Origin of the sequence: Brevundimonas sp., from assembly GCF_023259385.1 — a bacterium.
Lineage (GTDB): Bacteria > Pseudomonadota > Alphaproteobacteria > Caulobacterales > Caulobacteraceae > Brevundimonas.
In genome coordinates this window covers 1-12,754 of record NZ_JAHFPF010000083.1, presented here as the reverse complement: position 1 = coordinate 12,754, position 12,754 = coordinate 1, and the positions used below count along the sequence as shown (strand labels likewise).

General features: G+C 68.1%; 10 protein-coding genes. 7 read left to right on the top strand and 3 right to left on the bottom strand.

The window, feature by feature from the left end; genetic code table 11:
- Positions 1-124 precede the first annotated feature (124 nt).
- Both Q0C81_RS08155 and Q0C81_RS08150 read right to left on the bottom strand, forming a co-directional pair.
- Entirely contained in the window at positions 125-502 is a 378-nt protein-coding gene (locus Q0C81_RS08155; RefSeq protein ID WP_291836224.1) for a response regulator, read from the bottom strand.
- A complete protein-coding gene (locus Q0C81_RS08150) occupies positions 499-2,004 on the bottom strand; it encodes an HWE histidine kinase domain-containing protein (RefSeq protein WP_291836221.1) in 1,506 nt (501 codons plus the stop codon). Before Q0C81_RS08150 ends, Q0C81_RS08155 begins: the two co-directional genes overlap by 4 nt.
- A gap of 159 nt (positions 2,005-2,163) precedes the next feature.
- Between Q0C81_RS08150 and Q0C81_RS08145 the strand changes: the two genes are divergently transcribed.
- Positions 2,164-3,657, top strand: coding sequence for a carboxylesterase family protein (locus Q0C81_RS08145; RefSeq protein ID WP_291836219.1), 1,494 nt, complete (start codon positions 2,164-2,166; stop codon positions 3,655-3,657).
- Between the two features lie 57 nt (positions 3,658-3,714).
- Here Q0C81_RS08145 and Q0C81_RS18285 read toward each other — a convergent pair whose 3' ends face one another.
- Positions 3,715-3,915 carry a family 1 glycosylhydrolase gene (locus tag Q0C81_RS18285; RefSeq protein ID WP_367117986.1) on the bottom strand — a complete coding sequence of 67 codons (201 nt, stop codon included), beginning with the start codon at positions 3,913-3,915 and terminating at the stop codon, positions 3,715-3,717.
- 308 nt (positions 3,916-4,223) lie between these two features.
- Between Q0C81_RS18285 and Q0C81_RS08140 the strand changes: the two genes are divergently transcribed.
- The 6 genes from Q0C81_RS08140 to Q0C81_RS08115 form a co-directional block, all read left to right on the top strand.
- Complete coding sequence (locus Q0C81_RS08140) at positions 4,224-5,285, top strand: LacI family DNA-binding transcriptional regulator (RefSeq protein WP_291836216.1); 1,062 nt, start codon at positions 4,224-4,226, stop codon at positions 5,283-5,285.
- Complete coding sequence (locus tag Q0C81_RS08135) at positions 5,285-8,335, top strand: TonB-dependent receptor (protein ID WP_291836213.1); 3,051 nt, start codon at positions 5,285-5,287, stop codon at positions 8,333-8,335. Before Q0C81_RS08140 ends, Q0C81_RS08135 begins: the two co-directional genes overlap by 1 nt.
- Before the next feature lie 91 nt (positions 8,336-8,426).
- The gene (locus Q0C81_RS08130) at positions 8,427-9,863 is read left to right on the top strand and encodes a glucoamylase family protein (RefSeq protein WP_291836209.1); all 1,437 of its coding nucleotides are present in this window, start codon (positions 8,427-8,429) and stop codon (positions 9,861-9,863) included.
- Positions 9,860-11,134 (top strand): sugar ABC transporter substrate-binding protein, encoded by a 1,275-nt coding sequence (locus Q0C81_RS08125; RefSeq protein ID WP_291836206.1) that lies wholly within the window; start codon positions 9,860-9,862, stop codon positions 11,132-11,134. Before Q0C81_RS08130 ends, Q0C81_RS08125 begins: the two co-directional genes overlap by 4 nt.
- Positions 11,131-12,057, top strand: a complete 927-nt coding sequence (locus Q0C81_RS08120) for a carbohydrate ABC transporter permease (protein WP_291836202.1) — start codon at positions 11,131-11,133, stop codon at positions 12,055-12,057. Before Q0C81_RS08125 ends, Q0C81_RS08120 begins: the two co-directional genes overlap by 4 nt.
- A partial coding sequence (locus Q0C81_RS08115) for a carbohydrate ABC transporter permease (RefSeq protein ID WP_291836199.1) occupies positions 12,054-12,754 on the top strand: 701 nt, incomplete at its 3' end. The genes Q0C81_RS08120 and Q0C81_RS08115, both read left to right, overlap by 4 nt.

The window sequence follows — 12,754 nt, the reverse complement described above, 5'->3', positions numbered from 1 at the left end:
GCACAATGCGGCGCGGGCGGTGCTGAAGGATCTGAAGTGAGGGACTAGGGGCTAGGGGCTAGGGGTTAAGTGGAAGAAGGCAGGTCGGCGGACGACCTGAACCCTAGCCCCTAGCCCCTAATGCCTAGGCCCTCGAAACCCCCATCGCCGCCATCAGAGCATCGCGCACGGCCGCCTCGGTGAACGGCTTCTGGATGGTGGGCTGGCCCCGCCAGACGTCGGGCAGGCCGCTTTCGCCGTAGCCGGTCGAGAAGATGAAGGGCACGCCGCGCGCCTTCAGCGCCTCGGCGACCGGGAAGACCTGGCGGCCCGCCACATTGACGTCCAGCAGGGCGGCGTCGAGCGGCGTCTCCTCCACGGCCAGCCTCAGGCCGTCGTCGATGTTGGCGGCCGGCCCCACGGGCGTGCAGCCCATGTCCTCCAGAATGGTCTCCAGCAGCATGGCGACGAGGGATTCGTCCTCGACGATCAGGACGCGTCGGCCCGAAAGCGGTGCGGTCATTCACTCTTCTCCCGGTCCAGCGGGACCATAAACTCCGCGGTGAAGCCGGAGGTTGCGTATTCAAGCTTCACCTCGCCCGCCAGGTCGTGGCGGACGTTGCGTTCGATCAGTCGGCTGCCGAAGCCCCGGCGCGTCGGTTCGACGACGGGCGGGCCGTCGATCTCGCGCCAGGTCAGGTGCATGACGGGATTCGTCTGGTCCGCGACCGCCCAATCGATCAGCACCCGGCCTTCGGGCCCCGACAGGGCGCCGTATTTGGCGGCGTTGGTGGCCAGTTCGTGCAGGATCATGCCCAGCGACAGGGCCGCCGCGGCGCCCAGGGCGACGGGCTGGCCGTTCAGGCTGATCCGCTGCGGCCCGTGGGCCTCGGTCTCGTGCTGCAGGATGGCGCGCAGGTCGGCGCCCTCCCAGTGGCTGCGGGTCAGCAGGTCGTGGGTGTGCGACAGGGCCAGCAGCCGGGCCTGGAACCCCTCGGCGAAGGTCTTCGGGTCGGCGTGGGACCGCGCCGTCCGCATGGCGATCGACTGGACCGTGGCCAGGGTGTTCTTCACCCGGTGGTTCAGCTCGTCGATCATCAGCTTCTGCCGCTCGGCGGCGACGATGGTGTCCGTGACGTCGTGGCCCTGCACGAAGATGCCGGCGACCTTGCCCGAGGCGTCCCGGATCGGCTGGTAGATGAAGTTCAGATAGACGGTCTCCAGCGGCCCCTCGGGCGAGCGCTGCAGCTGCACCCGGCTGGCCCGGCCCTCGTGGGGTTCGCCGGTCTCGTAGACGGTGTCCAGAAGCTCGTAGAAGCCCTGGCCGGTCAGCTCGGGCAGGGCCTCGCGGATCGGCTTGCCGGCGATGACGCGGTGGCCGATCAGCTGGGCGTAGGCCGGGTTGTGCATCTGGAACACGTGCTGCGGCCCGCTCAGGATCGTGACGAATCCCGGGGCCTGCATGAACATCTCGACCAGCTGGTTGCGCTCGGTCTGGAGGCGCTGGTTATCCTCCTGCACCGCCTGCGCCCGGCCCAGCACCGCGCCGCCCAGGAGGTCCACCGCATTGGCGCCTTCCATGCCGGCGGTCATCGCGCGCAGGCGCTGAAGCTCGGTGATGTCGGTGGTGTGCTGCAGCAGGAAGACCACCTCGCCCGCCTCGTCGAGGATGGGGGTGTGGGTGGCGCTCCAGAACCGATCCTCGAACAGGGCGTCGCCGTTGGGACCGGGGCGGGAGATGGCGAATTTGACCACGGCCAGATGGTCGGGCTGGCGCGTGTCGCGGGCCTTCTCCAGCGAGGCCCGGACCTGGCGGACGTTCTCGGGCGCCTCCGCGCCGGGACCGGAGTCGAAGGCGGCGAACAGCGGACGGCCGATGGTCGTTTCCCGCGTGCTGCTGGTGACGTCGAGATAAGCCTGGTTGAGACCCGCGATGCGCAGGTCCGGGGTGACCAGCACATAGGGATTGGGCGAGGCGTCGAACGCACTCGCCAGATCGACCGGCAGGCCGCCTGTTTTCGCCAATTCCCTCAAGCCGATCCCCACACTCCGGTTACTGTAACACCTTGACCTCGCACCGGTTCCTCAAACCTTAGCAAGAAATACAAACGTCATTTGAGCCTTCGGGCAGGCGGACGCTAGTGTGGGCGGATGTTAGCTTCACTTTTCGCGGCGGCGGCCCTGATGGCGACTCCCACCGATGCTTCGCAGGCCCGTCCGACGGTGGCGATCGCCCAGGGGAATCTGATCGGCCGGGAGACCGACGGCGTCGACAGCTTCAGGGCCATTCCCTACGCCGCGCCGCCGGTGGAGGCGCTGCGCTGGCGTCCGCCCCAGCCGGCCCCGACGTGGACCGATGCGCTGGATGCGGGGCAGGTGGGGGCGATCTGCATCCAGCCGCCGCCCAACGGCGACCCGGGCGTCGGCCCCCTGCCGATGAGCGAGGACTGCCTGACCCTGAACGTCTGGACGCCCCGGGCGCGGACCGGCCCCCTGCCGGTGATGGTCTGGATCCACGGCGGCGGGTACAACAACGGCTCGGGCACCGCCGACCTGTATGACGGGACCCGCCTGGCCGAGCGCGGCGCGGTGGTGGTCACGATCAACTACCGCCTCGGGCGGCTGGGCTTCTTCGACCATCCGGCGCTGGCCGCCGACCGCCTGCCGGGCGAGCGCGCCGGCAACTACGGCGTCATGGACCAGATCGCCGCCCTGGAGTGGGTGCGCGACAACATCGGCGCCTTCGGGGGCGATGCGGGCAATGTAACCGTCTTCGGCGAGTCGGCGGGCGCCGTGGCGGTGACCCAGCTGATGATCGCGCCCGCCGCGCGCGGCCTGTTCCACAAGGCGGTCGTGCAGTCCGGCCTGGGCCGCCAGCGGTCCGCCGAGCTGGCGCTGGACCGGCCCGGCCGCCCTTCGGCGCAGTCGCTGGGGGTGCGCTGGGCGCGCGGCGCGGGAATGCCGATCGACGTCTCCGCGGCGGACCTGCGGGCGGCGCCGCCCGAACTGCTGCTCAGCCCCATGCCGGCCTTCTACAGCGACAACCTGATCGTCGACGGCCAGGTCCTGACCGAGGACGTGGTCGAGGCCTTCGAAGCCGGGCGGCAGGCGCCTGTGCCGATGGTGCTGGGAACCAACAGCGCCGAGTTCTGGTGGATCCGGCCGACCGACGCCGGCGCCTATGGACGGATCGACGACGCCCTGACGGACGCCCAGCACGACGCGCTGCTGAACGCCTATGGCGGCGCCGCGGGCTATGACGCCCACGTCGTCAGCGATCTGATCTTCAACGAGCCCGCCCGGCACCTGGCGCGGCTGCACGCGCGGGCGGGGCATCCGATGTACCTGTACCGCTTCGACGTGGTGCCGGACTCCAACCCCGAACCCAGCGGCGGGGCGACCCATGCGTCCGAGCGCCCCTATGTCTTCGACAACCTGCACACCGTCGGGCGGCCGTTGGGCGAGCGGGACGCCCGCGCCGCCACCGCCATGGCCGACTACTGGACCCGGTTCGCCACGGTCGGCGATCCGAACGGCGGCGAGCGCCCGCACTGGCCCGAGTTCGGGGCACAGCCTGAGCAACTGCTGGAGTTCACCAACGACGGACCGGCAGCCAAGCCGATCCCGTTCGCCGAGCGGCTGAACCTGATCGAGGCCTATTATGCGCGGCTGCGCTGACTGATGTGATTTCCCTCCTCCGAAGCGGGGAGGGACGCCGCGTGGAGCAGCTGCGAATCATTGGCGGTCTGCGCCTGGCGGGTTCAACTGAGTCATGAGGTCGAGGTCCTCGCGCCACTGAAGGTGGTGGTCGCGGGCCCTGTCGCCGGGGTCGCATGCCGTCTTCATGCCCGGAGTGTGGCTGAATCTGTCCCGGTGGATTCCCTCTGCGTCGCCGGCCATCGAAGAAGCCACGACCTGATAGGTCGCCGTTGCCAAGCCTTATAAAAAGACCACTAAAATCAATGGTTCGGCTTCAAAATCTGAGGTCTTTGATGCGCGACTTCAAACGGACGGGTTCGGACGAATAGGCGACGGACGGGCCCGTCAGGTTCGTCTGTGACCCCCTGGCCACAACCCGGATGTGGCCAAATCGGGGCCTTGCGGGCCGCATGACTCCTGTGTCATGTAATCGGTTACACGGTAAACGGACGGACCCGCGGGAAGCGGGCTGGAACCTGCGACCGGCTTGGGAGATCCACCTTGTTCCATTCGATGACGCAGCCTGACGGCGCGGGCGGTCGGGCTTGAAGCCGGCCACCATTCGCGACGTCGCCGAACGCGCGGACGTGTCCGTCGCGTCGGTTTCGCGCGTCCTGAACGGCGCCGGCCCGGTGACCGAGGCGACCCGCCAGCGGGTGCTGGCGGCGGTCGAGGCCCTGGAGTACGTGCCGCACTCGGGCGCCCGCAGCCTGTCGACCAGCCGGACCAACACCGTCGGCGTGATCCTTCCCGACCTGTACGGCGAATTCTTCTCGGAGCTGATCCGCGGCATGGACGTCGCGGCCCGGGCCCTGGGCTACCACCTGATCGTTTCGTCCTCGCACGATGACGCCGACGAGGCGTCCTCGGCCATCCGCTCGATGCGCGGCCGGGTCGACGGCCTGATCGTCCTGTCGCCCCATCTGGGCGCCGCCAACCTGGCCTCGGGCCTGGCCGGGCGCATGCCGGTGCTGCTGATGAACGGCGGGGGCGTGGACACAGGCCGTCCTTCGATCATCATCGACAATCACGGCGGCGCCGTCGCCGCGGTCGAGCATCTGGTGGCCCTGGGGCGTCGCCGGATCGCCCATATCGCCGGTCCCGCCGGCAACCTCGAGGCCGAGGCCCGGATGGCGGGCTATCTCGAAGCCATGGCCGCCGCGGGCCTGCCGACGATGGTCGTGGACGGGGCCTTCACCAAGGCCTCGGGCCAGGAAGCGGGCGAGAAGCTGGCCGCGCGGGCGGATCGCCCCGACGCCGTCTTCGCCGCCAACGACAACATGGCGGTCGGGGCGCTGCTGGCCTTCCAGGACGCCGGGCTGCGCGTGCCCGAGGACGTGGCCATGGTCGGGTTCGACGACATTCCGCTGGCCGGGCTGGTCCGCCCCGCCCTGACCACGCTGAAGATCAACATCGCCGAGACGGGCCGCAATGCGCTCGAACGGCTCGTGAGACTCATCGGATCCGCCGCCGACACCGCCTGCGAGGTTGTGCGCCCGGAGCTGGTGGTGAGGGCTTCCAGTAATCCGTTGACGCCGCCGCCCGGGCTGTCCGGTGCGGCGCATACCGACGTTCAGACAATGTCACTTGAAGGGGAGAAACTTTGATGACGAGCAAGACCGGAAAGTATCTGGGGGCGGCCTCCGTCCTCGCTCTGGCGATCTCGATGGCCGCGGCCGGGGGCGCCGCGGCGCAGGTGTCGACCGCGACGCTGCGCGGCACCGTCTATGAGGGGCCCAGCGCCGAGACGGGCGGCACGGTCGTCGCGACCGAAGTCGCCACCGGCTACGTCAGCCGCGGCCGGATCGCCGCTGACGGCGGCTACGTCCTGCCGGGCCTGCGTCCGGGCACCTACCGCGTCCTCGTGACCAGCGCCGACGGCCAGACGGCCGAGGACACGGTCACGATCGTTCTGGGTCAGGTCGCCACCCTGGACCTCGATGTGGCCCCTGTTGTAACCGGTTCCACGGACGCCGGCGCGACCGAGCTGGGCGACGTCGTCGTGACCGGCCGCCGCATCTTCGAGGTCCGCACCTCGGAAGTGGCCACCAACGTCAGCCAGCAGCAGATCAACGACCTGCCGCAGATCAGCCGCAACTTCCTGAACTTCGCCGCCCTGGCTCCGGGCGTGCGCGTGCAGGAAGGCGACACCGAGCGCACCATCTCGGCCGGCGGCCAGCCGTCGATGGCGGTCAACGTCTTCATCGACGGCCAGAACCAGAAGTCGCTGATCAACGACGGCGGCATCGCCGGCCAGGACGACAGCCGCGGCAACCCGTTCCCGCAGGCCGCCGTGCAGGAGTTCCGGGTCCTGACCCAGAACTTCAAGGCCGAGTATGAGCAGGCCTCGTCGGCGATCATCACCTCGGTGACCCGTTCGGGCACCAACGAGTTCGCCGGTGACTTCTTCGTCACCTACCAGCCGTCGAACTGGGTCGGGCGGAACGTGTTCCTGCCGAGCAGCAGCGCTCGCCCGCGCCTGGATCGCATGCAGTACGGTGGTTCGATCGGCGGTCCGATCATCGAAGACAAGCTGCACTTCTTCTTCACCTACGAGCGCAAGGACGAGACGCGCGAGCGTTCGGTCTTCCTGAACCGCACGGAATACAACCCGCTGTTCGCGAGCGAGCTGGGCACCTTCGAGGCGCCGTTCGAACAGGATCTGTTCTTCGGCAAGCTGTCGTGGTCGATCGACGACCGCCAGCGCCTGGACCTGAGCGCGACATACCGGACCGAGCAGGACATCCGCGACTTCGGCAACGGCGCCACCGCCTACGCCCGCGCCCAGGCGATCAATGTCGAGTACCGCTCGCTGAACCTGCGCCACCAGTTCCAGGGCGACGGCTTCCTGAACGAAGTCTCGGTCGACTATCTGGAGTCGCAGTACAATCCGCAGGCCCTGAACTTCAACCAGAGCGGCGCCCGCTTCGTGGAGTACGGCGACGCCAGCACCGGCGTCGGCGGCCTTCCGGGCTTCCAGTTCGGCTACGGCACCATCGCCTCGACGATCTTCACCAACGGCGGCGGAACGAACAACCAGGACCTGACGCAGGAGGTCCTGACCTTCCGTGACGACCTGACGTTCAGCGACATCGACTGGATGGGCACTCACACCCTGAAGATGGGCGTGAAGTACTCGATGCAGACCCTGTATGTTTACAAGCAGTTCAACCGGAACCCGTTCTTCACCTACGACGTCGATGCGCGTCCTGAGGTCAACGGCACGCGGACCATCCCGACCCAGGTGTCGCTGAACCTGCCGGTGGATCCGGTCGACGCCGAGAACAACGTCTTCGGCGCCTACATCCAGGACGACTGGCAGATCACCGACAAGCTCGAGGTCAATCTCGGCCTGCGCTGGGACTATGAGGACAACGCGGTCAACAACGACTGGCGTACGCCGGACGTGGTCCGCCGCCTGCTGACGGCCATCGACGGCGTCGCCGGCTTCGATTTCCCGTCCTACCTCGACATCAACGACTACATTTCGGACGGCAAGCGCGACGCCTTCAAGGACGCCTGGCAGCCGCGCATCGGCTTCAGCTACGACGTGTTCGGCGACGAGCGTACGGTGATCTTCGGCGGCGCCGGTCGCTACTACGACCGGATCGCGTTCAACTTCGCCTTCGACGAGCGCTTCAAGCCGTATCAGCTGAACAAGACCATCTACTTCTCGCCGGCCGGCGGGTCGTACGGCGGCCGCACGGACACCGTGGCGTGGAACCCGATCTACGCCACCCCGGCGGGGCTCGACACCCTGCTGGCCGGTACGGTCGGCCGGGGCGAAGTCTTCCTGATCAAGGACGACGCCCCGCCGCCGCTGACGGACCAGTTCAACATCGGCGTCCGCCAGAAGTTTGGCGACTGGCAGACGGCCGTGACCTTCTCCTGGGCCAAGACGAAGAACGAGTTCGGCTGGTACCGCGCCAACATCGACCCGACGAACAATCAGGTTCCGGCGGCCGTCCGTCCGTCGGCGCTGATCGATCCGGTCACCGGCCTGGCGTTCAACTTCAATGACGGCGTCTTCGTCTCGAACCACGACCGTGAGCGCGACTATCAGGCGATCTTCATCACCGCGGACAAGCCGTTCACCCGGGACAGCGGCTGGGGCTTCAACCTGGCCTACACCTTCACGGAAGCCACCCAGAACGGCAGCCGCGACCAGGGCACCGGCAACTTCGACTTCGACTATCCGTGGACCTCGTACACCCCCGAGTTCAACTCGCCGGGCGCCGAGCGTCACCGCCTGGTCATGTCGGGCACGGTGCAGCTGCCGTACGACTTCCGCCTGTCGACCCTGATCACCCTGGGCTCGGGCCTGCCGTTCACGAAGTTCAACCCGGGCAGCGGGGCCAAGCCCGGCTGGTTCGAGGCCTATCCGGACAAGAAGGACTTCATCATCCCGAACGCCTGGGCCTACCGTCAGGTCGATCTGCGGATCGCCAAGGAGATCGAACTCCCGAACGGCGATTTCGTCGAACTGACCTTCGACGCGATCAACGTTCTGGATTTCAAGAACTTCAGCAGCTTCAACCAGACCTACCGGATCAACAACAACACGCCGGATTCCGCGCTGAACCCGACGTTTGGTCGCCCGACCGCCCAGTTCCTGCCGACGCGCAGCTTCCAGGTCGGCCTGCGCTACCGCTGGTAATCGTCTCCTGAGCCTGACGGCCGCCCCTGGGGCCAACCCCGGGGGCGGCCGATTTTTTGACTGAGTGTGTTTTCGAGTAAGGATGGACCCCATGGATCGCAGACGGTTTCTGATGGGCTCCGCCGTCGCCGGCGCGGCCCTCGCGGCGGCGGGGTGCACGACCATGGGGCAACCCGCCGTCTCGCCGATCCGGACCCGCGTCGATCCCGCCGTCCATGACCTGCAACGCCGGACCTTCGACTGGTTCGTCCACGTCACCGACCGCTCGACCGGCCTGACGCCCGACCGCTGGCCGACGCCGTCCTTCAGCTCCGTCGCCGCCGTCGGCTTCGCCCTGACCTGCTGGCCCGTCGGCGTCGAGCGCGGCTGGATGAGCCGCGAGGAGGCGCGCGAGCGCACCCTGACCACCATCCGCTTCTTCCACGACCTGCCGCAGGGGCCGGAGGCCGCCGGCGTAGGCGGGTACAAGGGCTTCTTCTACCACTTCCTCGACATGAAGACCGGCCACCGCTTCGGCCGCACCGAGCTGTCGACGGTCGACACCACCTTCCTGGTCGCGGGCATGCTGTTCGCCGCCCGCTGGTTCGACGGGGAGCACCCCGCCGAGGCCGAGATCCGGCGTCTGGCCCAGGCCGTCTACGACCGGGTCGAGTGGGACTGGGCCGTGGTCCGTCCGAACCGCATCACCATGGGCTGGCACCCGGAGAGCGGCTACATCCCGGCCGACTGGAACGTCTACAACGAGGGCATGCTGGTCCTGCTGCTGGCCATCGGCAGTTCGACCCATCCCGTGCCGACCACCGTCTGGGACGAGTGGTGCAGCGTCTACGACCACAGCTGGACCGACCGCTGGGGTCCCAAGCACCTGCATTTCGCGCCCCTGTTCGGGCACGAGTTCAGCCACATGTACGTCGACTTCCGCGGCATCCAGGATCCGTGGCTGCGTCAGCAGCAGGCCGAGATGCCGGGCTTCGACTATTTCCAGAACAGCGTCCGCGCGGTCGAGGCCCAGCGCAAATACGCCATCGACAATCCGCAGGGCTGGGCCGGCTATTCAGAGAACGTCTGGGGCCTGACCGCCTGCGACGGGCCGGGCGACTTCCGTCAGGTGATCGACGGGCGGGAGCGCGAGTTCTTCAGCTATTCGGCGCGCGGCCCGGGCGAGCGTGACGACGGCACGATCGCGCCGACGGCGGCCATGGCCTCCATCCCCTTCGCGCCCGACCACGTCACCGCCTGCCTGAAGGCGATGAAGGCCCGCTACGGCGCGGGGATCTACACCCGCTACGGCTTCCTGGACTCGTTCAACCCGACCCTGACCCAGAGCGGATCCGAACTGCGCCACGGCAAGATCCTGCCGGGCATCGGCTGGGTCGCTGACGACTACCTGGGCATCGACCAGGGTCCCATCGTCATCCAGATCGAGAACCATCGCTCGGACCTGGTGTGGAAGCATATGCGCGGCGAGCCGAACCTGACGCGCGGCCTGAAGAAGGCCGGCTTCACCGGCGGTTGGCTGGACGCATGAGCCTGACCCGGCCGGATCGGCGGACGGCGCTCGGCCTTCTGGCCGGGGCGGCCGCGTCCGGCCTGACGGCCTGCGGCCCTCGCAATGACGGCCGGATCCACCTGCGCTTCTGGGCCATGGGCAATGAGGCGACCAACGTCGGCCAGATCCTGCCGGAGTTCGAGCGGCTGAACCCCGGCATCCGGGTCGAGGTCCAGGCCCTGCCGTGGACGGCGGCCCACTCCAAGCTGCTGACCGCCTATGCCGGCGCCTCGCTGCCGGACGTCAGCCAGGTGGGCAACACCTGGGTGTCCGAGATGACGGCCATCGGCGCGATCAGCCCGACGCCGGACTTCGCCGCCGACCTGCTGACCGACCAGTTCCCGGCGGTGCTGGACACCAACCGCATCAACGGCCGCCCGATGGCGACGCCCTGGTATGTGGACACGCGGCTGATCTTCTACCGCTCCGACATTCTTGAGCGCGCCGGCTATGACGCCGTGCCCCAGACCTGGGCCGAGTGGAAACAGTCGATGCACGCGGTCAAGCGGGTGGTCGGGCCGGACAAATACGCCGTGCTGCTGCCGGTCAACGAGTTCGAGCAGCTGCTGACCTTCGGCCTGCAGGGCGACGAGGCCCTGCTGCGCGACCGGGACACGCGCGGCAATTTCGCCAACCCGTCCTTCATCGCGGCCCTGGCCTTCTACAAGAGCCTGTTCGACGAGAAGCTGGCCCCGCTGGCCTCGGCGGCGCAGATCTCCAACGTCTGGACCGAGTTCGCGCGCGGCTATTTCAGCTTCTATTTCTCCGGCCCGTGGACCATCGGCGACTTCAAGACGCGGCTGGCGCCGGGCACCCGCTGGATGACCTCGGGCGTGCCGGGACCGACCGGGCCGGGGGCTTCGGCGCCGGGCGGGTCGTCGCTGGTCGTCTACCGCTCGTCGCCGCATCAGGAGGCGGCGTGGAAGTTGGTCCGCTACCTGTCCGAGCCGCGCGTGCAGGCGATCTTCAACGGCATCACCGGCAACCTGCCGGCGCGCGAAAGCGCCTGGGCCGCGCCGACGGTGGCCAATGATCCCTACATCGCCGCCTTCAAGGGCCAGCTGGCGCGGGCGAAGGCGGTGCCCAAGGTGCCGGAGTGGGAGCGGATCGTGACCGAGATGCAGATCGTGGCCGAACGCATGGTGCGCGGCGAATACACGCCCGCGACCGCCGCGGCCGAGATCGACCGCCGCGCCGACCGGCTGCTGGAGAAACGCCGCTGGATGATCGAACAGGGGAGGGCCGAATGACCGCCCAGCCCGTACCGCACGCGGGCGGCGCGCCCATGACCCGCAAGCGCGAGCGCGCGGCCTGGGGCTTCGTCGCCCCGGCGCTGATCGCCATCGGCGTCTTCTTCGCCATTCCGGTGTTCGCGGCCCTGCTGCTCAGCCTGACCGATTTCGACATCTATGCGCTGGCCGACATCGGCAACATGCGCTTCGTCGGCCTGCAGAACTACGAGCGGCTGTTCACCAATCCGCTGTTCTGGGGCGCGATGAAGAACACCGGCCTGTTCGCCGTGCTGGGGGTGCCGCTGTCCATCGCCACTTCGCTGGGCGCCGCCGTGATCCTGAACGCGCGGGTGGTGAAGTGGCGGCCGCTGTGGCGGGTGATGTTCTTCGCCCCCTATGTGACCACCCTGGTCGCCACGGCGGTGCTGTGGAACTACCTGCTGCACACCCGCTACGGCGTCATCAACTGGGCCATCTCCAGCGTGGGCCTTCAGCCGGTGGACTGGCTGGGCGATCCCTCGACGTCCATCCCGGCCATCCTGATGTTCGTGGTGTGGAAGATTTTCGGCTACAACATGCTGATCTTCCTGGCGGTTCTCCAGACCGTGCCTGACGACCTGTATGAGGCCGCACGCATCGACGGGGCCGGGCCGTGGAAGCAGTTCCGGCATGTGACCCTGCCGGCCATCGCCCCGACCCTGCTGCTGGTCTCGATCATCTCGGTGGCGGGCTTCTTCCAGCTGTTCGCCGAACCCTATGTGATGACCCAGGGCGGACCCGCCCAGTCAACGGTGACGGTGCTCTACTTCATGTACGAAGAGGGCTTCAAATGGTGGAACCTGGGCTCCGCCAGCGCCGTGGCCTTCGTCCTGTTCCTCTGCATCCTGGCCGTGACCCTGGTGCAGCTGGCGGTGGCCAAGCGGGTGGGGGCGTACGAATGAAACCGCGCGCCATCCTGCTCAATGTGGCCGTCGCCGTCATCGCCCTGCTGGTGCTGTTCCCGCTGGCCTGGATGCTGTCGGTCAGCTTCATGTCGACCGGCGAGGCTTCGGCCTTCCCGCCGCCGCTGCTGCCCAAGGTCTGGACGCTGGAGCACTACCGCGACCTGTTCGTGAGCCAGGGCATGGGCCGCTATCTGTGGAACAGCTTCGCCCTGGCGACCCTGGGGACGGTGCTGGCCCTGCTGTTCACGGTGCCGGCCGGCTACGCCTTCGCCAAGCTGCGGTTCCGGGGACGGGAGCGGATCTTCCAGATCCTGGTCGGGGCGCTGGTGGTGCCGGCCCAGATCGGCACCCTGCCGCTGTTCCTGATGCTGAAGTCGATGGGGCTGGTGAACACCTACGCCGGGGCCTTGGTGCCGTGGCTGGCCTCGATCTTCGGCCTGTTCCTGGTGCGCCAGTACGCGCTGAGCATTCCCGACGAGATGCTGGAGGCCGCCCGCATCGACGGGGCCAGCGAGGGGCAGATCTTCCGCCGGGTGGTGCTGCCGACGCTGCAGCCGATCGTGGTGACCCTGGCGCTGTTCGTCTTCCTGGGCAGCTGGAACGACTTCCTGTGGCCGCTGATCATCCTGACGGACCAGTCGAACTACACCCTGCCGGTCGCCCTGGCGGCCCTGTCGCGCGAACACGTGCAGGA

Coding starts and splice junctions, on each gene's coding strand:
- Q0C81_RS08155 (WP_291836224.1), bottom strand. CDS start 502: ATGACCGCACCGCTTTCGGGCCGACGCGTCCTGATCGTCGAGGACGAA.
- Q0C81_RS08145 (WP_291836219.1), top strand. CDS start 2,164: ATGGCGACTCCCACCGATGCTTCGCAGGCCCGTCCGACGGTGGCGATC.
- Q0C81_RS08135 (WP_291836213.1), top strand. CDS start 5,285: ATGACGAGCAAGACCGGAAAGTATCTGGGGGCGGCCTCCGTCCTCGCT.
- Q0C81_RS08130 (WP_291836209.1), top strand. CDS start 8,427: ATGGATCGCAGACGGTTTCTGATGGGCTCCGCCGTCGCCGGCGCGGCC.
- Q0C81_RS08125 (WP_291836206.1), top strand. CDS start 9,860: ATGAGCCTGACCCGGCCGGATCGGCGGACGGCGCTCGGCCTTCTGGCC.
- Q0C81_RS08120 (WP_291836202.1), top strand. CDS start 11,131: ATGACCGCCCAGCCCGTACCGCACGCGGGCGGCGCGCCCATGACCCGC.